At 62.8% G+C, this 23128-nt stretch carries 13 protein-coding genes and 1 tRNA gene; 13 read left to right on the top strand and 1 reads right to left on the bottom strand.

Annotation, left to right across the window (positions count from 1 at the left end; all coding sequences use genetic code 11):
* The 13 genes from EV660_RS17690 to EV660_RS17635 all read left to right on the top strand — a co-directional run bounded on the left by EV660_RS17690 (window position 1) and on the right by EV660_RS17635 (window position 22948).
* On the top strand, window positions 1–4035 hold the full coding sequence (locus tag EV660_RS17690) for a baseplate multidomain protein megatron (RefSeq protein WP_071480044.1): 4035 nt from the start codon (window positions 1–3) through the stop codon (window positions 4033–4035).
* Window positions 4036–4055: 20 nt separating this feature from the next.
* Window positions 4056–5132 carry a DUF2793 domain-containing protein gene (locus tag EV660_RS17685; protein ID WP_071480043.1) on the top strand — a complete coding sequence of 359 codons (1077 nt, stop codon included), beginning with the start codon at window positions 4056–4058 and terminating at the stop codon, window positions 5130–5132.
* Window positions 5129–5437 carry a hypothetical protein gene (locus EV660_RS17680; protein WP_071480042.1) on the top strand — a complete coding sequence of 103 codons (309 nt, stop codon included), beginning with the start codon at window positions 5129–5131 and terminating at the stop codon, window positions 5435–5437. The genes EV660_RS17685 and EV660_RS17680 overlap by 4 nt, the downstream gene beginning before the upstream one ends.
* A 169-nt stretch (window positions 5438–5606) precedes the next feature.
* Window positions 5607–6287: a YcbK family protein gene (locus EV660_RS17675; RefSeq protein ID WP_071480041.1), complete on the top strand. Its 681-nt coding sequence runs from the start codon at window positions 5607–5609 to the stop codon at window positions 6285–6287.
* Window positions 6287–6544, top strand: a complete 258-nt coding sequence (locus tag EV660_RS17670; protein ID WP_071480040.1) for a hypothetical protein — start codon at window positions 6287–6289, stop codon at window positions 6542–6544. Before EV660_RS17675 ends, EV660_RS17670 begins: the two co-directional genes overlap by 1 nt.
* A gap of 292 nt (window positions 6545–6836) precedes the next feature.
* A complete protein-coding gene (locus EV660_RS18755; protein ID WP_157798888.1) occupies window positions 6837–7013 on the top strand; it encodes a hypothetical protein in 177 nt (58 codons plus the stop codon).
* A gap of 12 nt (window positions 7014–7025) precedes the next feature.
* The gene (locus tag EV660_RS17665) at window positions 7026–8186 is read left to right on the top strand and encodes a toll/interleukin-1 receptor domain-containing protein (RefSeq protein ID WP_157798889.1); all 1161 of its coding nucleotides are present in this window, start codon (window positions 7026–7028) and stop codon (window positions 8184–8186) included.
* A complete protein-coding gene (locus EV660_RS17660) occupies window positions 8183–9970 on the top strand; it encodes a WD40 repeat domain-containing protein (RefSeq protein ID WP_071480037.1) in 1788 nt (595 codons plus the stop codon). Before EV660_RS17665 ends, EV660_RS17660 begins: the two co-directional genes overlap by 4 nt.
* A 13-nt stretch (window positions 9971–9983) precedes the next feature.
* Window positions 9984–14183 (top strand): nSTAND1 domain-containing NTPase, encoded by a 4200-nt coding sequence (locus EV660_RS17655; RefSeq protein WP_071480036.1) that lies wholly within the window; start codon window positions 9984–9986, stop codon window positions 14181–14183.
* The gene (locus tag EV660_RS17650) at window positions 14180–18520 is read left to right on the top strand and encodes an nSTAND1 domain-containing NTPase (RefSeq protein ID WP_071480035.1); all 4341 of its coding nucleotides are present in this window, start codon (window positions 14180–14182) and stop codon (window positions 18518–18520) included. The genes EV660_RS17655 and EV660_RS17650 overlap by 4 nt, the downstream gene beginning before the upstream one ends.
* Complete coding sequence (locus EV660_RS17645) at window positions 18517–19038, top strand: hypothetical protein (protein WP_071480034.1); 522 nt, start codon at window positions 18517–18519, stop codon at window positions 19036–19038. The genes EV660_RS17650 and EV660_RS17645 overlap by 4 nt, the downstream gene beginning before the upstream one ends.
* Window positions 19035–21791 (top strand): TIR domain-containing protein, encoded by a 2757-nt coding sequence (locus EV660_RS17640; protein ID WP_071480033.1) that lies wholly within the window; start codon window positions 19035–19037, stop codon window positions 21789–21791. Before EV660_RS17645 ends, EV660_RS17640 begins: the two co-directional genes overlap by 4 nt.
* On the top strand, window positions 21788–22948 hold the full coding sequence (locus EV660_RS17635; protein ID WP_071480032.1) for a patatin-like phospholipase family protein: 1161 nt from the start codon (window positions 21788–21790) through the stop codon (window positions 22946–22948). The genes EV660_RS17640 and EV660_RS17635 overlap by 4 nt, the downstream gene beginning before the upstream one ends.
* An 88-nt stretch (window positions 22949–23036) precedes the next feature.
* Here EV660_RS17635 and EV660_RS17630 read toward each other — a convergent pair.
* Window positions 23037–23113 (bottom strand) — tRNA-Met (locus EV660_RS17630).
* Between the last annotated feature and the right edge of the window lie 15 nt (window positions 23114–23128).

Raw genomic sequence — 23128 nt, 5'->3', positions numbered from 1 at the left:
ATGGCAACCCTTGTCCTCGGCGCTGTCGGCTCCAGCATCGGTCTGGGCTTTGGCGGGGCTGTTCTTGGTTTGTCGGGCGCGGCCATTGGCGGGATGATCGGGGCGACAGTGGGCTCGGCCATCGACAGCTGGCTGATTTCCTCGCTGGCACCTGCGCAACGCATCGAGGGCGCGCGGCTTGACAGCTTGCGCATCACCTCCTCGACCGAAGGCGCGGTCATCCCGCGTGTTTATGGGCGCATGCGGATTGGCGGCAATATCATCTGGGCCACGGATTTTCGGGAGGAGACGAAGACCACGACTCAGCGCGGCGGTGGCAAGGGCGGCGGGCCAAGGGTCAGGACGACTGAGTACCTGTATTATGCGTCATTCGCTGTGGCCCTTTCGGAAGGGGCGATCACCGGCATCGGGCGCATCTGGGCCGATGGCAAACCCCTCGATCTCTCCGGCATCACCTGGCGCTGGTATCCGGGCGATGACGCGCAGCAGCCTGATCCCTTTATGGTGGCCCGGATGGGGGCCGCCAACACCCCCGCCTATCGCGGCACAGCTTATGTCATGTTCGAAGACCTGCCGCTCGGCGATTACGGCAATCGCATCCCACAGCTGACCTTTGAAGTGTTCCGCCCCCTCGCTGATCCCGACACGGCCGAAGGGCTGACCCGCGCGGTGACGCTGATCCCTTCAGCGGGCGAGTTCACCTATGCGACAGAGGTCGTGCGCAAGGTTGAAGGCGGTCGTCTGGTCAGCAATGCGCTTTTCAACACGACACTTGGCGGCACCAGCAGCGCCGAGAATTCCAATGCGGTGACCAACACAGCCGACATGGTCGTGGCGCTGGACCGCTTGCAGGCGATGGTGCCGAGCGTCGAAAGCGTCAGCCTCGTGGTGTCGTGGTTCGGCGATGATCTGCGCGCAGGCCAATGCACGATCCGGCCCAAGGTGGAATTCAGCGACAAATCTACCCCAAATGCCAGCTGGACCGTGAACGGGGTCACGCGGCTGACGGCGCAGCTGGTGAGCCGTGATTCCGAAGATCGTCCGGTCTATGGTGGCACGCCTGCGGATTTCGCCGTCGTGCAGGCGATCCGGGAACTGAAAGCGCGCGGGATGCGCGTGACCTTCTATCCCTTCCTGATGATGGATGTGCCACCAGGCAACACGCTGCCCGATCCCTATAGTGACAATGCGAGCGATATCGGCCAGCCCAAGTTTCCATGGCGGGGGCGCGTCACCTGTTCGCCAGCAGCGGGATTTGCAGGGACCGCCAACCAGACCGCGAGTGCAGCCGCGCAGGTGGCGAGCTTCTTCGGCAGCGCGACACCGGCCAGTTTCGCCATTCTGGGCGAGAGCGTGCACTGGACCGGCCCCGCAGGTGACTGGGGCCTGCAGCGGATGATCCTGCATTATGCGCATCTCTGTGCTGTGGCGGGCGGCGTCGATGCCTTCCTGATCGGCACGGAAATGCGGGGGCTCACGCAAATCCGCTCGGGCGCGTCGGCCTATCCGGCGGTGCAGGCGTTTCGCGATCTGGCGGCCGATGTGCGCGCCATTCTCGGGGCGGGTACAAAGATCAGCTATGCTGCCGACTGGTCGGAGTATTTCGGCCACCAGCCGAGCGATGGCAGCAGTGATGTCTATTTCCATCTCGACCCGCTCTGGGCCGATCCGAATATCGATTTCATCGGCATCGACAACTATATGCCGCTCTCGGACTGGCGCGACGGGTTTGATCACGCTGACGCGCTTTCTGGCTGGCCTGCCATCCATGACCGCGCCTATCTGCAATCCAATATTGCAGGCGGCGAAGGGTTCGACTGGTTCTATGCCAGTGCGGCCGATCGCGCGGCGCAAATCCGCACGGCCATTGCTGACGGCGCTCACGGCAAGCCATGGGTCTATCGCTACAAGGATCTGCGCGCCTGGTGGTCCGAGCCGCACTATAACCGCCCCGGCGGGGTCGAAAGCGGCACGCCCACCGCATGGGTGCCAGAGTCAAAACCCATCTGGTTCACTGAACTCGGCTGTCCGGCGGTTGATCGAGGCACCAACCAGCCCAATGTGTTCTTTGACCCCAAGTCGTCGGAAAGCTTTGTGCCCTACTTCTCGCGCGGCTGGCGCGATGATGCGATCCAGCGCGCCTATCTCGAGGCCAGCTATCTCTGGTGGGGTGACCCGGACAACAACCCGGTGTCGTCGGTCTATGGCGACCGCATGGTGCATGTCCCCGAATGCGCCGCCTGGACTTGGGATGCGCGGCCCTATCCGTTTTTCCCGGCGCTGACCGGCGTCTGGACCGATGGGCCCAACTGGCGGCTCGGCCACTGGCTGACGGGGCGGCTGGGGGCTGTGTCGCTCGCAGCGCTCGTCCGCCACCTTTGCCTGCGCGCTGGGCTGCCTGAAGCGCGCATCGATGTCTCTGGCCTCTGGGGCGCGGTCGAGGGCTTTGTGATCGGCGTGCTCGAATCCCCGCGCAGCTCTGTCGCCACGCTTGCGCGGCATTTCAGCTTTGATGCGGTGGAGAGCGGCGGTGTCATTCGCTTTGTTATGCGTGGCCGCGCAGCCGTCACCGTGGTCAGCGCTGAGGATATGGTCGCTGCGGGAACCGGCGGGGGCGGCGATGGCGCAGCCGGGGCCGAAGTTCTGGAACTCACCCGCGCGCAGGAAACCGAACTGCCGCAGGCGCTCAAATGGCAGGTCGCGCGGGCCGATGAGGATTATGACGCCGCGCAAGTCGAGGCGCAGCGCATCACGGTGGACACGACGCGCATTGCGCTTGAGAGCTTTCCCATGGCCGTGCCGCCCGAAGAGGCCGAGCGCCGCTGCCGCCGCGCGCTGATGGAAGCCTGGTCGGGGCGCGAAACCGCCGTGTTTCGGCTTCCACCGTCAAGGCTGGCCCTCGATCCCTGCGATGTGATCGCGCTCGAGCATGACGGACGGCAGGTCGATTTGCGGTTTGTCTCGGTGGCAGACTCGACGTTTCGCAGCGTTGAGGCCCTGCGACAGGACCGTGCGATCTACGATCTGCCCCCGGGCAACCCCCGGCCCGCATCGCTGGCCACGCCGATGGTGTTTGGGTCGCCGGATGTGCTGTTTCTCGACCTGCCCCAGTTGCGCGAGGAGATTGTCCCCCATCGCCCACTGATCGCTGCCCATTCGCGGCCATGGCCCGGCGAAATGGCCGTCTATCGCAGCCCCGCAACTGACGGGTTCGAGCTGCTGAGCACATTCAGCAGGCGGGCACGGATGGGCGTGCTGGTCGCAGATTTCCATGCTGGCCCGACCTCCCGCTTCGATCTGGGCAATGAGCTAATCGTGGATCTCTTCTCGGGCACGCTGGAAAGCGTCACCGACATCGCGATTTTTGGCGGGGCCAATGCACTGGCGGTCGAAACGGGTGCCGGGCAGTGGGAGATCGTGCAGGCAGGCGCGGCCGAGCTGATCGCGCCGGGGCGCTATCACCTGACGCGGCTGCTGCGCGGTCAGCGTGGGACCGAACATGCGATGGGCGATCCGACGCCGGAAGGTGCGCGCGTCGTGGTGCTGGACGACAGCCTGACCGCGCTGCAGATTGCGGAGGCCGATCTGGGCCTGCCATGGAACTGGCGCATCGGACCCGCCGCGCGCCCGCCCAGCGATGACAGCTATGTGGCGGCCAGCTTCACGCCGGAAGGTGCCGGGCTGCGGCCTTTCTCGGTTGCGCATATCGACCAGCCCTGGCGCAGAGCGCGCACGCCCGGCGATCTGACAATTCGCTGGGTGCGACGGTCGCGGGCTCTGGCGTCTGACAACTGGGGCGCGGGTGATGTGGCTTTGGCAGAGGAGCTTGAGGCATACGAGGTCGATATCCTCGACGGCGCATCCGTGAAACGCACGCTGAGCACCAGCATCACCAGTGCGGTCTACACCAGCACTGAACAAATTGCCGACTGGGGCGCGCTGCTCGGTCCCTGCGACACGCTGAGCATCCGCATCGCGCAACTCTCTGCCCTGCTCGGGCGCGGGGTCGCGCGGACTGTCACGCTCTTCTTCTGACCAAAACCACAGGATTTTCCATGTCCGACACCACCAGCAACCTGCTGCTGCCCTATATTCTGGCCGCGCAGGCCCAGAAGCATGTCACCCATAACGAGGCCCTGCGCCTGCTGGATGGGCTGGTCCAGCTTTCCGTTCTGGGCCGCGATCTGACAGCGCCTCCGGCGAGCCCAAGTGAGGGGGACCGCTATATAATTGCCTCTGGTGCAACGGGTGATTGGTCTGGCTGGGATCTGAATGTCGCGCTCTGGACCGACGGGGCCTGGCTACGCCTGCCGCCACGTGTGGGATGGCGCGCATGGGTCGAAGATCAAGGTGTGCTGCTCATCTATGACGGTGCAGGTTGGATCGGCACCACGCCCAGCGCGCTGCAGGATCTGACGCGCATCGGGCTTGGCGCAACGGCCGATGCCAACAACCCATTCCTTGCGCAGATCAATGCAGCCCTCTGGACCGCGCTGGCCACGGGCGCAGGCGGAACTGGCAGCCTGATCCAGAGCCTGAACAAGCAGGCCAGCGCGAATGATCTGGGATTCCTGTTCCAGACCGGCTTCTCGACCCGCGCGCTGCTGGGGCTGTTCGGCTCGGAGGCATTCCGCCTCGCAGTCTCGCCCAATGGCAGCACTTTCCATGACGCTCTGCGTGCTGACCCCGCCACAGGAATCCTCGATCAGCCCCACCTGCCGCGCTTCAAGGGATACACCAATTACGACAATTATGTCGGCGTCGGTGCCTGGACGAAGATCGGCATCAATGTCACCGAGTATAATGATCAGGGCGCTTTCGATGCCAGTGCCAACCAGTTCGTGGCCCCAGTAGACAGCACCTATCTTTTTGGGGCCACGCTGATGTTCAAGGTCAATGCCAGCACATCGGCACGCATGAGCGGGCGGCTGGTGATCAATGGCACCGACGTGCTGCGCGGCAGCTATGGCGAAAGCTCCTCGACGCATCGCTCCGAGGCCACAGCGCTCTGGCTCCAAAGCATGGCTGTGCTGGAGGCAGGCGATACAGTCGAATTGCAGGGCTTCTTCCGCGCGCATGACGGGTTCTTTGCCACCGAACAGACCAGCTTCTGGGGGGCAAAAATCGGATGAGCCAGCACTCTTCACTGACCGATCAGATCCTGCAGGCGTTTCGCGATCATGGCATCACAGCCGCAATTGGCGTCTGGTTCACCTTCATCGCGGGGCTGGCAACTGCCGTGACGCGCAAAGCATTTACCAACGAGGCGCTGCTGCACAAGCTGGAGCAGGAACTGGCCGAGGAACGCGCCCGCATCGAGAAGCGGCGTGATGAGGACCGGCGCGTCGATCATGACCGCCTTGCCCGGATCGAGCGCGATATCCACGACATGCGCAACCTGATCTTCGCCGCCTTCCAGCGCAGGGATGGCAACTGACAGCTGCTGACTGTTGCCCTCTGCCGGCACCGCCCAGCGCGCGCTCACCACACCAGTGCGCAAGGCTGCACTGGTACACTGATCCCCCCGCACACCCGACAGATCCCCACCGCAGCCCCCAACGGGCTGCGACCCATTTCGCATGCCCATCACCCAAAGGAGAGACCCCATGTCTGACCCCATCCGCACCTTCCGCCATTTCCGCGATGTACCCGACAGCCTCTGGCGCTGGCGCAACTTCTCGCCTGCAGAGATCGCCTGTCGTGGCACAGGCCAGCTGAAGCTGCACCCCGAAGCGCTGGACAAGCTGCAGGCGCTCCGCAACCGGCTGGGCAAGCCGCTGATCATCCGTTCCGCCTATCGCTCGCCCGAGCATAACCGCGCTGTCGGCGGCGCACCGCGCTCGAAGCATATGGACGGCACGGCCTTCGATATTGCCATGTCGAACCACGATCCGGTGGCGTTTGAAGCGGCAGCGCGCGAGGTCGGGTTTCTGGGCTTCGGCTTCTACCCGCGCTCGGGCTTCATCCATATCGACTTGGGGCCAGCCCGGCAATGGGGCGAGCGGTTTCCGGTGCGGGCGGTGGCGTTTGCGGCGGAAACACCGCCCGCGCGCGAGACCATCGCGCAAAGCCGGACGCTGAAAGGCACCGGTGCCGCGGGCGTTGCGACAGTCGGCGCGGCGGGTGTCGAGGTTGCGCAGGAAGTGCTGGCCGAGGCGCAAGGCGCTGTCCTGCCGCTGGTGCCGCATCTCGACACGCTGCGCTGGCTGTTCATCGCACTGGCGCTGGGCGGAATCGCAGTGGCCGTCTGGGCGCGTCTCGATGACTGGAAGAAGGGCCTGCGCTGATGTGGGCAAGCCTCGCGGTTGGGCTGTTCACCCGGCCTTGGGCGCGACGGGCGGCGGCCATCGCCCTCGCCCTGCTCACCATCGCCCTGTTCATCCTCAACCTTCGCCGCACGGCCGAGCGCGCGGGGCGCACTGCCGAGCGGCTTGAAACACTGGAGCGCAACGATGCCATCCACCGCCAGATGCTGGAGGCGGCCGCAAGCCGCCCTCGCAGCCGCGACGATCTTCTTGACCGCCTGCGCGGGGGGCAGTTTTGACACACCGCCCGGCTCCTGCCCGCCCGTGGTCGAGTACAGCAGGACGGAGCAGGCACGCGTGGCAGACGAACTTGCCGCGCTGCGGCAAGGCACCGTGATTGCTGAATGGCTGGCGGATTATGCCGTGCTCCGCGACCAGGCGCGGGCCTGTCGGTGAGTGACGGGCCAGGCCATCGCCGGGAAGCACCGAATACCTCGACCAAAGCAACACGCCCGGCCCGTTTCACGGATTTACTGTTTCAAAGAGCCACAGCGAGTCGCTGAACTATCAGCATGGCACCCCGGATGTGCCGTGTCGCGTTCTGAAATGGGCACAATTGTGCACCTGACCCGCAGCCAGAACACCATGACAGCGGCGAACCGCAGGCAGGCGGAGCGCTGCGACCATGGCATCCACCTGCATTCAGCGACAAATGGCTGGAAAAATCGACATTTTCTGCACTATGATGAAAAGGTTAATCCGCAGTGAGTTTTGAAGTCCGTGACAACACCCAAGGTATTCATCAGCTATGCCCATCTGGACGAACCCGAGTTCCCGGGGCGCGATGAGGTCAAGTGGCTGACCTATGTGGATAGCCATCTCGGGCCCTTGAAAAATACAGCGCAGGTAGTGCCCTGGGCGGATGTCGACCTGCACGGATCACAGGACTGGGAGGCTAGGATCCTCGCGGCCATTGATGCCTGCGACATCTTTATTCTTCTGGTCTCGCCAAACGCACTCCGATCGCCGTTCATAACCCAGAAGGAAGTTCCGCGCATCCTTGATCGTCAGCGGCAAAACAACTCCACCGAGGCCCCCGCGTTCTACCCGATCCTGATCACACCCTGCGGTGGGCTTGACGGATTTGAATGGCTCAGAACCCCGAATATGCGCCCCAAAGGCCGCAAGGCCCTTTCGGAATACGAGCGGACAGCGGGCAAGAACGAGCGCGACACGGTCATGGCAAGCATAGTCGATGATCTTGCCAAGCTGGCCAAAGGTCTAAGAACGGATCAAGTGCAGATAGTTACGCCCCCCAAGACCCACCCAAAACCCCGACGGGCACCAACCGATCTTGGAACAGACATGTCACCGGTCAGCGGCAACTACGGTTTGTCTCCAGCCCAGCAGTCGCAAGGGACAAGCGGTTTGGATCCGGTGTTGCGTGAGGTCTTGCTATACTTGGCCTTTACCGGTCTGTCCCGGATCACGACAAAGCACGGCACGCTGGTATTCACGATCCGGCAGGCTCTCTTGCACACGACAGTTACGGGAGGCCGCATTGCCACGACGAGGCGTGCGTTCCCCGAGGGCTGGAACGGCCCAAATGCGCAGGTCACCCGGATCGGTGGCGGCCAGGCTCATGAGATATTGCGCATCGACGCGGACGATGGCCTAGAGGGCCAGGTTCTTGCCGCGCGCGGAGACTCGGGCCATCTTCGCATTTTCGATGTAGTGCCCACTGGCGATACCATCGCAATCTCGGGTGAAATACAGGTCAACTATGAAGCGGTTGATATCGATTTCGACGCTTCCGAAATGCCACGAAAACGGCAGAAGACCAAATCTGCCCGACGCAAACAGACCGAAGCAGAGCTGGCCAAGCTCATCCTGGAGGAATGTGGCCTGACAAGGCTACCACTGGAGGGTCACTTTGAATGAAGACAGACCCAAAGCTCAGAAATGCCATCGAAATGTGTTTGCCTGCGGCCGCTCGGCGGCGAATTGAGGATTTGACGGCAGAGCCGTCGGACGATTTCGTTGCGATGGTGAGGGCTGCGGGGCTAGACCCGAAAACAAGCTTTCGTGGCAAGAAGCTGAAGGTTGATTTCGGAGCGTCTGATCTCAGCGGGTTCGACTTCTCGGGCGCGGATTTGTCGGGCAGCGATCTGTCGAGGGCGAAGCTGGCAGGCGCCACAATGATTGGCGCTCGGCGCACTACTGGGCAACGGTTTCTTGAACTGTTTGGGCATGAGGACTGGGTCCGCAGCGTTACGTTTTCACCCGATGGTAGCCGCATCGTCAGCGGAAGCGATGACCACACGCTCCGTCTGTGGGATGCCGCCACCGGCAAGCCACTGGGTGCGCCCCTGCGCGGGCATGAGGGCGAGGTCACTAGCGTCGCTTGCGCACCCGATGGCCGCCGCATCGTCAGCGGGGCCGTAGACGGCACGCTGCGCCTGTGGGATGCCGCCACGGGTACTGAAAAAGGCGAGCCCCTGCTCGGGCATCAGGGCGGGGTCAACAGCGTCGCCTTCTCGCCCGATGGCTGCCGCATCGTCAGCGGGAGCTATGACGGAACGCTGCGCCTTTGGGATTCCAGCACGGGTGCTCCACTGGGCGCGCCCCTGCGCGGGCATGATGGCGAGGTAACCAACGTCGCCTTTTCGCCGGACGGAGGCAGCATCGTCAGCGGGGGCGAAGACGGCACGCTGCGCCTTTGGGATGCCGCCACTGGTGTGGCACTGGGCGAGCCCCTACGCGGGAACCCGAGAGAAGTCAGTAGTGTTGCTTTTTCTCCAGATGGCAGCCGCATTGTCAACGGCGGCGAGTACGGTACACTGCGCCTGTGGGATGCTGGCACCCGTGCCGCACTGAGCGAGCCTTTGCGCGGGCATGAGGGCTGGGTCAACAGCGTTGCCTTTTCACCTGATAGCCGCCGCATTGTCAGCAGCGGCGATGACCGCACCCTTCGCTTGTGGGATGCATCCACGGGTGCTTCGCTGGGCGAGCCCCTGCGCGGGCATAAGGGCAAGGTCAGCAGCGTCGCCTTCTCGCCCGATGGCTGCCGCATCGTCAGCAGCGGCGGTGACGGAAAGGTTATTGTCTGGTTTCTCGATCCTCCCGTGCATCAGGTGTTTGTGACAAGACGTCCCAAGGACGAACCGTATAAGCGCAAGCTGCTCGACAAGCTTTTTGCGCATCCCGAAATGATCAAGCGAAATGTGGTCGAAGCCGTTCTCGACCCAATGACTCACCCGCGTCTTGATGAAGCCGCGCGCGACGCGCTGGAAAACTCGGTCGCCGCGCTTTTCATCGTTGGCGACAAAGACCTCGCCTTCATGCAACATGGCGAATTGGAACTCGCGCGACGTCTGCAACGCGAAACAGGGCGACCCCGGATCATTCCGGTTTTCACCAGCAGCGCAATTCCCACAAAACCACCAGATGCGCTGAGAGACTACTTCTTCATCGATATGCCGCTCGAAGAGTCCGGAGCGTTCGACGCGCTTGTTGAGGCTATATCTCAGACGATTGATTACCCAAGCGTAAGTTCAGACGCAGTTACTGCTGCCGAAGTTTATAGAGCGCCAGAAGAAGCTCCACTCACTCAACCAATGACTGAAGCGGAGCTGGAAGAATGGAAACGGCTCAGAACGCAGATGAACGAGCTGGATAAAGCGCGCCGAACCGGCAAATTTTCGGATATCTCAAAATGGACTTAATCTGCGGCGCTCAATGAATTCACCGAACATCTTCCTCAGCCATTCCGGCCCCGACAAAGCCGCCGCCATCGATCTGAAGCGGCGGCTGCTGGCCAGCCCTGATGCGCAAGCGGCAGGGCTGAAGGTATGGCTGGATGTCGAGGATCTGGACGAGGGCAAACCCTGGCAAGCGCAGCTTGAAGCAGCCATCGGCGCGGCCAGTGCCTTTGCCGTCATTGTCGGCAGCAATGGCATCTGCAACTGGGTGCGCGCCGAGACCGATCTCGCCCTGTCCCGCGCCATCAAGGACGAGAGTTTTCGCATCATCCCCATCCTGCAGGATGGCGGGTCGGAAAGCCTCACCCCCTTCGTCAAGCGTTACCACGCCATCCGCGACCCGCTGAACGACCCGGACGCGTTGCAACGCCTGCTCCGCGCCGCGCTGGGCCTCGACAAGGACGGGCTGCCGGTCCTGACCGATGACCCTTTCCCCGGCCTGCGCAGCATGTCCGAGGATTGGGCCGACCGCTTCTTTGGCCGCCGCAGCGAAACCGACGAGGTGCTGGCCCTGATGCGCCGCCATCGCGCGGTGACCATCGTTGCCGACAGCGGCGCGGGGAAATCCTCGCTCGCCATGGCAGGGGTAGGGCATGCCTGGCGCGGCGGGGCTTTGCGGACCGACCGCCCGCACATCGATGACCAGACGATCTGGCATGTCGTCACCATGCGCCCTGCCGATAACCCGATCGAGCGGATGCGCGACGCCATTCAGTCCGCCGCTGGGCAACTCGACCGCGATCAGGCCGCCATCGCCAGCTTGCGTCAGTCGCTGACAACCGACCCCTCCTTCGCTCTGCTCTGCGGCCTTGATCCGGCCAGCACCCACACGCTGCTGATCATCGACCAGGCCGAGGAGCTTGTCACCCTTCCCCCCCGCGAGCGCCGCCCCGAATTTGGCCGCCTGATCGCAGCACTTGCCGATGCGATGGGCGATCGGCTGCGTATCCTGATCACCCTGCGCTCGGACCACCTGAACCTTGTCGGTGCGGTCGAGGGGCTGGGGCCCATGATCCGCCCGCCCGAAGCGCAGTTCAACCTCAAACAACCCGCCGATCTGGCCGAAATCGTGCGCGGGCCGCTGACTTTGGCAGGGCACCGCGAGGAGAAGGAACAGGACACATTAATCGGGCTTCTGCGCAAGGAGCTGTCCGACCGGCCCGGCCATCTGGCCCTTGCGCAGATGACGCTCAGCCTTGCTTGGCGAGACCAGAAGATACATGGCGGCTTGCTCGGAGCCTATGCCGCGAATGGCGGCGCGCGCGCAGCGCTGGGCAATGAGGCTGAGCGAATTGAGGGCGTCTTGTCCCCGGACGACACCGCGCGGCTGATGCCGATTTTCATCCGCCTGATCCGGCTGAGCGAGATCGACACCGGGGCCACCCGCCGCATCGCCGCGCGCGAGGAATTCGACGCGGACCAGAACCGGCTGATCTCCCGGCTGGCGGGAGAACGACTTGGCAAGGACCAAGATGATCTGGGCCGTCTGGTCCAGACAAGTGCCGCCCATGTCGAGATCGCGCATGAGGCGCTGATCACGCAGTGGCCGCGGCTGCACGAGTATCTGATAGAACATGCGGGCGCGTTGCGCACCCTTTCAGACCTGATGCGCCGCGCGCAGGATTGGGCGGCGGCGGGGGAAAGCGCGAAGCACCTGACCTCGCTGGCCGATGAGGAACGGTTTCAGGCGTTGCGACAGGCGCAGGGGGCATGGCTGGCACCGGTCGAGCGGCGGTTTCTGGACTGGTCGAGGGCCGAGCATCAGCGCATTCGGGATGAGCGCAAGGCGGAGGCGAAGGCAAGAGCAGATACTCTTGCGAAGCTCGAAGCCGAAACCCGTGAAAAGGCTATGGTGGTTTCGCAGCTTCGAGCAGAAACCGAAGCTAAGGCGACCGCCCTCTTTGGACGAGAGAAGGCAATAGCATCAGGCAAGCTCGCGATCAAGATTGGACTGGGCGTAGCCGCAGTCTTGCTGTCGGGTTTGCTTATCGCGGGATGGTTCGCTTTTGATTGGAACAAACAAGCGGCCCAATCTCGCGTCGATGCCTTGGCGCTGCTTGCACTATCGCAAGCCGAAACAAGTTCAGTAGATGCGCTGAAGCTGGTGTTGGGCGCATGGCCACGGGATGAAGCCGGGCCTTTTCCAGCGCCCTCAGTTGCTTTTCCCGCCATCAGCACAGCGCTGGCTAACACGCGTCCGTACACCTTGATGCACGGACATGAGGGCGGGGTCGTCAGCGTCGCCGTCACGACCGATGGCAGCCGCATCGTCAGCGGGGGTGAAGATGGCACGCTGCGCCTCTGGGATGCAACCACCGGCGCTGCACTGGGCGAGCCCTTGCGCGGCCATGAGGGCGTGGTCTTCGCCGTCTCGCCCGATGGCAGCCGCGTTATCAGCGGCGGCGAGGACGGCACGCTGCGCCTGTGGGATGTCACCACAGGGGCGGTACTGGGCGAGCCCCTGATAGGACATGAGGACTGGGTTCGTAGCGTCCAATTCTCTCCCGATGGCAGCCGCATCGTCAGTGGAGGAGACGACTACACTTTGCGCCAGTGGGATGCAGCAACCGGTGAACCTTTGGGCAATCCGATGCATGGCCATGATGGGGCAGTCTTCAGCGTCGCCTTCTCTTCAGACGGCAGCCGCATCGTCAGCGGTGGAAGTGACGCCAGACTGCGTATGTGGGATGCAACTACAGGTGATGCCCTAGGCGAACCCCTTTTGGGGCATCAAGGTGGGGTCCACAGCGTCGCGTTCTCACCCGGCGGACGCCGCATCGTCAGCGGGGGCGAGGACGCCACACTGCGTATGTGGGATGCTGCAACAGGTGAAGCGCTGGGCGAACCTCTGCGTGGGCATGAGGGCTGGGTTAACAGCGTCGCGTTCTCTCCTGACGGAACGCGTATCGTCAGCGGGAGCGGGTTTGGAGTCGGGTCTAATCTAGGTGAGATACGGCAATGGGATGCCGCAACAGATGTACAGTTAGGTGCTACTCTAAGGGCTTTTGAGGGTGGGGTCTTCAGTGTAGTGTTCTCTTCCACCGGCCACCACATCGTTGGCGGCGGCGCGGACGGCGCACTGCGATTGTGGGATGCCACCTCCGGAACAGCTTTGGCCGAGCCCCTCGTCGGGCACGAGGATTGGGTTCTTAGCGTCGCCTTCTCTCCCGATGGACGCCGCATCGTCAGTGGGGGCGAGGACGGGACACTTCGCCTGTGGGATGCGACCACAGGGGTTGCATTGGCCGAACCACTGCGCGGACATGAGGCCAGGGTCAACAGCGTCGCATTCTCGCCCGAGGGCGGTCGCATCGTCAGCGGAGGTGAGGACGGCACGCTGCGCCTATGGGATGCTGCAGCAGGTGCAGCACTCGGTGAGCCCTTGCGCGGGCATGAAGGCTCGGTTAGCAGCGTCGCTTTCTCTCCTGACGTCAGCCGTATCGTAAGCGGAGGCCAAGACGGCACGTTGCGCCTGTGGGATGCCACCACGGGTATTGCTTTGGGGGAGCCGCAGCGCGGACATGAGCGCGAAGTCAGAAGAGTCGCCTTCTCGCCCGATGGCACACTCATTGCCAGCGGCGGTTGGGACGGAGCAATACATATCTGGGAGTCCGATTCGCTCCAATTCATCAGAACAATTCACACGCTGCGACGCCCACGGAGTGCATTTACAAGCATAGCTTTTTCTTCAAATGGCGAGATGATTGTAGCCTCTGACAACAATGGAGACATTCGAGTCTGGGAAACACAGTCTGGCAGCGAGTTAACCCATATTGTGCAAGCCGATGGAAATGTTGTTGTCGTGGCGGAATTCTCACGAGACGATAGGCAAATCGTTAGCGCTGGAGTTAACGATGGTCTGCGGTTTTGGGACGTTGCAACCGGCTATCCACTGAGCTTGCCTTTGCGTGGGCATACGCGAGTCATCAACAGCCTCGCTCATTCGCCCTCCGAAGAGTACATTGTCAGCGGCAGCAACGATAATACGCTGCGCCTCTGGCGCAACCTACCCCCGGGCAACATACTGCAAGTTGCCTGCCGCTACCTGCCCCATATCAACGGCCGCCCCGACACCTCGACCGACGGCCTCGCCGCCGAGATCGGGATCGAGGGCCTGACACTGCCCGAGGATTGCGACACCTACGACCCGCCCCTGCCGCCCGAGTTCCGGCGATGACGCGCATTTTCCTCAGCCATTCCAGCCAGGACAACCCCTGTGCCTTCGCCCTTGCGCAATGGCTGCGCGAAAATGGCTGGCAGGATGTCTTCCTCGACCGCATCCCCCGGCAAGGCATCGCGGCGGGCGAGGACTGGAAGGCGCGGATCCACGAGGCCATGGATAGCTCGGTCGCGGGGATCTTCCTGATCAGCCGGGGCTGGAAGGACTCGACGTGGTGTCAGACCGAGTTGACGCTGGCCTATAGCCTGAACAAGCTGATCTTCGGCGTCGTGGTCGATGATTTGCCGCGCAATGAAATCCCGGAGCTGCTGAAATCCAACTGGCAGCTGGTCGATCTGCAACGTGGGCGCGACCATGACACCCATATCGCGCGCTATGATGACGGAACCACCGACCCGACAACCCTGTCCCGCTCTGGCCTTGCCAACCTGAAGGAAGGCTTGCACCGCGCCCGCATCGCACCCGAGCATTTCATCTGGCCGCCAGAGGACGAGCCCGACCGCCCCCCCTGGCGTGGCCTCAGCCCGATGGAGCCCGAGGATGCCGGGATCTTCTTTGGCCGCGAGGCGCAGACCGGTCGCGCGCTGGACGCAATCCGCGCACTGCGCGACAGCAACCCGCCGCGCCTTCTGGCTATCGTGGGTGCTTCCGGGGCGGGCAAATCATCGTTCCTGCGCGCGGGCCTCATCCCCCGGCTGCGCCGCGACGACCGCAACTACCTGCCGCTGCCCCCCATCCGGCCCGAAGCTGGCGCGCTGGATGCATTCGCGAAAAGCCTGGCGGAAACGGCCAAACAGAAGGCCCCCCGCGCGCTGGGCGAAATCCGGCGTTTGGTCCATGCTGGGGCCGAGGGCGAGCCAGAGGCGCTGTCACAATTCCTGACCGAACTTGCACAGGCCCACCGCCTGCCCGCCTTCGATGACCAGCCTCCGCCCGTCCCGACAATCATCCTGCCCATCGATCAGGGCGAGGAGCTGTTCCAATCCTCCGGTCGCGCGCAGGGCGGGCCTTTCCTGTCGCTGCTTTCGCATCTGCTCCACCAGGACAGCCCCCGCTTCCTGGCCCTGATCACCATCCGATCCGACAGCTACGAGGCGCTGCAGAACGCCCCGCAACTGTCCGGCCTAAACCACAGCGCCCTCAGCCTGCCCGCCATCGCCAAGGGCGAGTACAGCCGCATCATCACCGGCCCGATCGACAAGCTGCAAAGCGCCGGGCGCAAGCTGGCTTTTGACCCTGCCATCACCGACACAATGCTGGCCGAATTCGACAAGGGCCTTGGCCGCGATGCCCTGCCGCTGCTCGCCTTCACGCTGGACCGGCTGTACCGCGACTACAGCGGCGCGGCGAAAATCACGCTCGATGACTACAACGCAATGGGCGGCATCGCGGGCTCCATCGAAGCGGCCGTCGAGCGCGCGCTGCAGATAGCCGCGAGGCACCAAAGCGCCTCAAACGATCCGCTGGCACAGCAAACCCTGCTGCGGCGCACGATGATCCCGTGGTTCGCCGGGATCGCCCCCGAGACCGGCACAGCCCGGCGAAATGTCAGCGCCCGCGACCAACTTCCGCCCGAGACCCTGCCACTGGTCGATGCGCTGATTGATCAGCGGCTCTTGACCAGCGACGGCAAAGTGATCGAGCCCGCGCATGAGGCGCTGCTGCGCGAATGGCACGCGCTGAGTGGCTGGCTGGTCGCGGATCGCGAGAAGCTGACCACGCTCGAAGCCCTGCGCCGCGCGGCGGCGGACTGGCAGGCCAAGGGGCGGCGCAAGGACTATCTGGCGCACAAGGCCGGGCGGCTGGAGGAGGCGGAGCAACTTGCCGAGCGCCCGGACCTCTGGCAGCAACTCGGGCCCAATGATCGCGCCTATGTGGCGGCCTGTCGGGCAGCGGTGAAACGCGGGGTGGTCTTGCGGCGTGCCGTTGCAGCGGCGTTCTTGGTTGTGGCCGGGAGCGGGGTTGTTGCGACGGGGTATCAGGCAAGGGTGGCATCGCAGCAGGCAGCGATTGCCGCCGAACGCGATCAGGCCGCACAACTGGCCGAAACGGAGGCGCGCACTCAAGCGGAAATGGCACAACGCGCAGAGTCTGAGGCCCGAACCCAGGCAGAGTTGGCCCAACGCGCTGAAGTTGGAGCCCGAACGCAATCCGCGAAGGCCGCGCAGTCTCAGGCTGATGCGCTGGTCACTTTGGCCTTGGCGCAGGCTGAAACCGACCCGGTCAGCGCTTTGAAGCTGGTGTTGGGCGCATGGCCAGAGGATGAAGCCGGGCCTTTTCCGTCACCTTCAGTTTCGTTTCGGGCTGTAAACTTAGCGCTTGCCAACAGTCGTCCGAGTCGCCTGATTCTGGGGCACAGAGCCCGAGTTCGGATTGTCGGCTTCTCCACCGATGGTAGCCAGATTGTCAGTGGGGGCGCCGACGGCATGTTGCGCCAGTGGGATGCGGCCACAGGCGCAGCACTAGGCGAAAAGCAAATGCTAGGGGGTGTTTTAGCCATCTCATCTGATAGCCAACGTTTCGTTAGCGGCGCCTGGCCTGGCACACTCTACTTATGGGAAGGCATCACAGGAACTCGGCTAGTTCGATCACTAGGTGGACACACGAACACTGTCACCAGCGTCGCCTTCTCGCCGGACGGTAGCCTTATTGTGAGCGGGGACCTCGACGGTGCACTACGCTTGTGGGATGGCTCTACAAGCACAGTATTGCGCCGGCCACAGCGCGGGAGTGAGGAAGTGATCACCAGTTTGGCTTTCTCGCCAGATGGTAGTCGTATTGTCACCGGGGGCCTCGGAGGCAGTTTACAGGTATGCGAACTCTCGACAGGTCGCCCAGCATGTCAGCACGAGTTCAGGCAGACAAGTCAGGTTTCGAGTATTGCTTTCACACCCGATGGTCAACGGATCGTCAGCGGCGGCAGTGACGGTAGTCTATACATATGGGATATCGCCACGGGTATGGCACTAATCGATCCTGTAATTGCTCATGATGATCGCATCAACGCCTTGGCGTTCTCGCCAGACGGGCGCAGCGTTGTGAGCGGGGGTAATGACTGTAGTCTTCGCCTTTGGGATGTCACCACAGGCAGGGCACTGGGCAATCCAATCCGCGGCAGCCATGGGTGCCGGATCCAAAGCGTCGCTTTCTCGCCTGATGGCGGCCGGATCGTCAGCGCGTGCGATGAAGGCACGCTGTACGTATGGAATGTGACTACTGGCTCTTCATTGGGCGAACCTTTACTCGGACATTCGGGAGCGGTGCGGAGCGTCTTATTTTCACCTGATGGTAGTCGCATTGTAAGTGGTGGTGATGATACAACATTAATTTTTTGGGACTCAATCACAGGTGCGATGCTGCGCGAGCCATTACGCGGGCATGATAGTAGCGTCACAAGTGTAGCGCTCTCACCGAATGGGAGCCGTATAGTAAGCGCTAGCGAGGATACCACATTGCGCTTTTGGGATGGAGCTACTGGCGTGCCGCTAGGCGAGCCACTCCGCGGGCATGATCGACAGATTGGAACGTCTGGGATACCACGCGGCATAAGAAGCGTCGCTTTCTCCCCAGATGGTAGTCAAGTCGTTAGCGGGGGTGATGACAGTGCTTTGCGCCTTTGGGATGGCATTACAGGCGCGGCACTTGGCGATGCCCTACTCGGGCACGAGGTAGATATTTTTTTCGGGGTTCACAGCGCTGTCTTTTCGCACGATGGTAGTCGAATAATAAGCGCAGGCGCTGACAGCACTTTACGATTGTGGGATACGGAGAGCAGAGTTGCTTTCGACGGTCCCTTTCTTGGGCACGAAGGCTCAATCTTAAGTGTCGCCCTCTCACGCGATGGAAGCCGACTAGTTAGCGGAGACCATCGTGGTGAACTACGCGTATGGAGGTTGGCCGCCAGTTTAGAAGAGGACTGGGTTCACAGGCCGTTACGCGAAATTGGTAACGAGATTAGAAGCGTTTCGATCGCTCCAGATAACAACCGCATTGTAAGTGCGGGCGAGAGTGGCATGCTACAGCTATGGGATGCAACCACGGGAATAATGCTTGGGATGCCCATTCTCGGACACGAAAGTCCAGTAAACAGCGTCGCCTTCTCGCCCGATGGCAGCCGCATCGTCAGCGGCGGCGACGACGGCACGCTGCGCCTGTGGGGCAACCTTCCACCTGGTAACATCCTGCAAGTCGCCTGCCGCTACCTGCCCCATATCAACGGCCGCCCCGACACCTCGACAGACGGCCTCGCCGCCGAGATCGGGATCGAGGGCCTGACCCTGCCCGAGGATTGCGACACCTACGACCCGCCGTTGCCGCCCGAGTTCCGGCGATGAGCAGGGTCGTCCTTTTCACCGGCCACCGCATCGACGCCCCTGACCGTCCCAAGCCGCGCTTTCCTGCGTCCCATGCAGCACATGCCGCGCAGGCCATCGCCGCCGCCATTCCGGACGAAGCACAGATCGGCCTTAGCTCGGCCGCCAATGGCGGGGATATCCTGTTCCTCGAGGCCTGCGCCGCCCGCGCCATCCCCTGCCACATCATCCTGCCCTTCCCGTCCGAGGAATTCCTGCGCCGCTCCGTCGCCACCGAAGCGCCCGGCGATTGGGAGGCCCGCTTTCGCCGCCTCTGGTCCAACACCCCCACCGACCGCCGCCACATCCTGACCGTGTCCGAGGGCGCCAACCCCTACGCCGCCTGCAACGACGCGCTGCTGGTGCTGGCAGAAGCGTTGGGCACCCCCGAAGTCATCGCACTGTGGGACGGCCAGACCGGCGACGGCCCCGGCGGCACAGCCGATCTGGTCGCCAAAGCCCGCGCCAGGGGTTGGCCTGTCACGGTGATCGAGCCATGAGCGCGCGCATCTTCATCTCCTACGCCCGCGCAGATGGCGGCGATGCTTCGGAGCGCCTGATCAAGCTTCTTGCCAGCAATGGCCATTCCGCCTGGAAGGACCTGCGCGAACTCGGCCCCGAGAAGACCGTCTGGCCACAGATCGAACAAGCGCTTGAAACCGCCGAATTCCTGATTGTCCTCATCACCCCTGCCGCCCTGAAATCCGAGTATATCCGCAAGGAATGGCGCGAGGCGCGGCGTAACGGGGCGACCATGATGCCGGTCATGGCGATGAAGCAGTCCCGCAGCACCCTGCCCCGCTGGCTGCGCCGGGGTGAGGTCTATGATCTGACCGAGCCCGCGCACCGCGAGAAGTTCCTCGCCCGCCTCAACAGCACCGGCGGCACCTTCCGCGCCGATTGGGATGCGGGGCTGGAGATCGAGACCTTCATCGCCCGGCCCCGGCTGTTCGCGCAGATCAAGGCGCAGCTCCTGTCCGAGACGTCCGAGCCCCTCTCCCTCACCTCTGCCCTGCAGGGGCGCGGGGGCTATGGCAAATCGGTGCTGGCGGGGGAAATCGCGCGCGATCCGGAGATCCGCGATGCCTATATCGACGGCGTGTTCTGGGTCAGCCTCGGGCAGGACAACCCCGATGTGCTGGGCCAGATCAACCACCTGATCCGGCGCATCTCGGGTGCCGGAGGTGCGCCCGATGTGAACACGGCCGCCGAGGAACTGCGCCGCCTTCTGGAAAAGCGCGATGTGCTCATCATCCTCGATGACGTCTGGCGCAGGCAGGACCTCTATACTTTCGCCAAGGCCACCGGCCAGGGCAACGCCTCACTGCTCGCGACCACGCGCAAGCTGGACGCCCTGCCGCCCTCGGCGCAGACCATCGATATTTCAGGGATGGAACCGGACGAGGCTGTGGCGCTACTGTCCTACGGGCTTGCGCCGAACGCGACCGAACAACGGGCGCTGTCGGCATTTGCCGCGGATTTCTGGCACTGGCCCCAGCTTCTGGCTATCGCGAAAGGTCTGTTGCGCGGCCGCCTGCGTGATGGCGAAACGCTGTTGCACGCGCTGAAAACCATCGCCGATGGCGCGCGGCGGGGTGTTGTGCCGGGCACAGACGAACGGGAACGGACCATCGCGAATGTCATGCAGATGGGCATCGACGATCTGGACCCGGCGGATCGCGAGCGGTTCAAAGCCCTCGCCGTGGTGCCCGAGGATACCGCGATTCCGGTCGCCATTCTCGCCCCGCTCTGGCGGCTGTCACAATACGAGGCCGAGGAATTCGCGCGGCTGCTTCTGGACCGTCGCCTGATCCAGTCGCGCGACCTGAGCGATCCGTCGGTCGGCGCGCGGATACGGATGCACGACGACATGCTGTGGTATCTGGGCGCGATTGCGGATGAGACGTCAAAGCGCGCCCTGCACAGCGCCCTTCTTGGCCTGCACCGTCCGGCCAGCGGCAACTGGGCCGAGCTGGGGCAGGATCGGTCCGCGCTGCACTATCTCTGGCGGTATCTGCTGTGGCATCTGGAACAGGCGGGGGAGGACGAGACGGCAAACGCGCTGCGTATCGATTATGCGTGGATCAAGGCAAAGCTGACCCTTATGGGCATCGATGGGTTGCTGACCGATTATCGGCTACGTCCCGCCGATAGAAGCGCGGCACTGGTCGGCAACGCGCTTCAGCTTTCGCGACACGCACTTGACCATGATCGCGGGCAACTTGGGTTCCAACTGTTCGGGCGGTTGAACGATGTTTGCAGAAATCAGTTTGAAACCCTTTGCACCAATGCCAAGCTAGACACTTCCCCCCTAAGCCCAGTTCTATTGCGGCTAGCCTTAGACGGCGCCGAGTTAGACCTGAGATTAATGCGTTTAGGTGGACATGAAGGCTCCATTTCCAGCGTAGCGTGCTCACCAGATAACAGCTGCATTGTTAGCGGTGGCATTGACGGTACGCTACGCCTCTGGGATGCCGAAACTGGTGCTGCACTGGGCGAGCCACTGCACGGGCATGAGGGGGGGTTCTGGAGCGTTGCCTTCTCCCCCGATGGTAGCCGCATCATCAGCGGGGGCGATGACGGAATGCTGCGACTGTGGGATACAGCCACAGGTGCAGCGCTGGGCGAGCCCCAGCGCCGGCAGAGAGGCTTGGTCCGCTGCTTCGCCTTCTCGCCTGATGGCAACCGCATCGCCGGTTGTGGCCGGGACGGTACGCTGCGCCTGTGGGATGCTGCCACGGCTGCTGCACTGAGCAAGCCCCTGGGCGGGCATGAGGACATGGTAAGCAGCGCCGCCTTTTCGCCCGATGGCAGCCGCATCGTCAGCGGCGGTGCGGACGGCACCCTGTGCCTTTGGGGTGGCGCTACGGGTGCTGCAATGGGCGAACCACTGCGTGGGCACGAGGACTGGATAACCAGTGTCGCCTTCTCACCCTGCGGCCGCCGCTTCGTCAGCGGGTGCTCTGACGGCATGCTGTGCCTGTGGAATACCTCGACCGGTGCAGCACTGAGCGCCCCCCTGCGCGGGCACGAGGACATGGTCCTCAGCGTCATTCTCACGCCCGACGGTAGCCACATTGTCAGCGGCGCCGCAGACGGCACTTTGTGTCTATGGTCAGCTGTCACGGGCAAGGTCATGGGCGTAATGACGTTTGATGCAGAGATCACGTCAGTCGCTGGATCACAAACTCTGCTCGCAGTCGGCGACGCGCTCGGCAACGTCCACATTCTGCACTGGAACGTCATAACATGACCCGCCCCCCACAAAAACGCCTACTTGCCCTCGATGGCGGCGGCCTGATGGGCCTGATCTCGCTCGGCATCCTGCAGGAGATGGAAGGCCAACTCCGCACCGCGCATGGCGGCCACGACCATTTCCGCCTGCGCGACTACTTCGACTACATCGCCGGAACCTCCACCGGCGCCATCATCGCCGCCGGGTTGATGATGGGGCGCAGCGTCAAAGAGATCACGGATATCTATCTCAACGACGGACCGGCGATGTTCGCGCCGGTCAGTTGGCCACGACGGCTCTGGTCAGGCCTGTCGCACAAATTCCCTCGTGGGCCAATCGCCCAGACCTTGAAGCGTGAGTTCACTGACCTTAGCATCCTTGAACTGCAAGAGCAGGGTAAACTACCGATCGACCGGCATCTCATGATGGTCATGCACAATGCCAGTACGGATTCGTGCTGGCCGGTCAGCACGAATCCCGACGCGATGTACAACGACCCCGAAAGGCCGGACTGCAACCGAAATCTCAAGCTCTGGCAACTCGTTCGCGCCAGCACTGCAGCGCCGAGCTTCTTCCCGCTTGAGGAGGTCACGCTCGGCGAGAAAGTGTTCAAGTTCCAGGACGGCGGGCTGACCGCGCATAACAATCCGGCCCTGAAGCTCTTTCAGATGGCTACGGCCCCTAGCTATCGCTTGCGGAGGAGCCCTGGTTCAACCGAATTCGGCTGGGAACGTGGCGAGGACCGTCTCTTGCTGGTATCCGTCGGCACCGGGTATGAAATCGATCCGAGAGATGCCCTTCGCCGCTGGGGTTTGCCGCTGCCTTTGCTCGCGAAATACGCCCTGGCCCTCTTGATGCGCGGCATGGCGATTGAGAACGATGTGTCATGTCGAGTGATCGGACGCTGCGTCTACGGCAACATAATTGATAGAGAACTAGGGCACATGATCCCGAGCGAGGCAACAGATCGGGCGTTCAAATATGTGCGGTATGACGCAGATCTCAGCCGCGAAGGGCTATCAGTCTTAGGAGTTGCGCAGCCAAAAGAGAAGCTGGTCATGGATAACGTCAGAGCGATGGATGCATTCGGTGAGATTGGAACTGCTGCGGCATCAACAGTCAATGTCAGCTCTCATTTCGCGGGTTTCATTCCCACATCGAAGGGGGCCTCTTGAAACGTTGAGTTGGCGTTGAGTCGTTTTGAACAATCAAAAACCCGACGGTTTATGTCGGGTTCTAAGTATTTGTAATGTTTGATGTATTTGGTTGCGGGGACAGGATTTGAACCTGTGACCTTCAGGTTATGAGCCTGACGAGCTACCTGGCTGCTCCACCCCGCGTTGGTTGTTTGTTTT

It is taken from the genome of Roseinatronobacter bogoriensis DSM 18756 (assembly GCF_004366635.1).
GTDB classification, from domain to species: Bacteria; Pseudomonadota; Alphaproteobacteria; order Rhodobacterales; family Rhodobacteraceae; genus Roseinatronobacter; species Roseinatronobacter bogoriensis.
The sequence above is the reverse complement of the archived record's forward strand: the minus strand, read 5'-3'. Positions and strand labels throughout refer to the sequence as shown.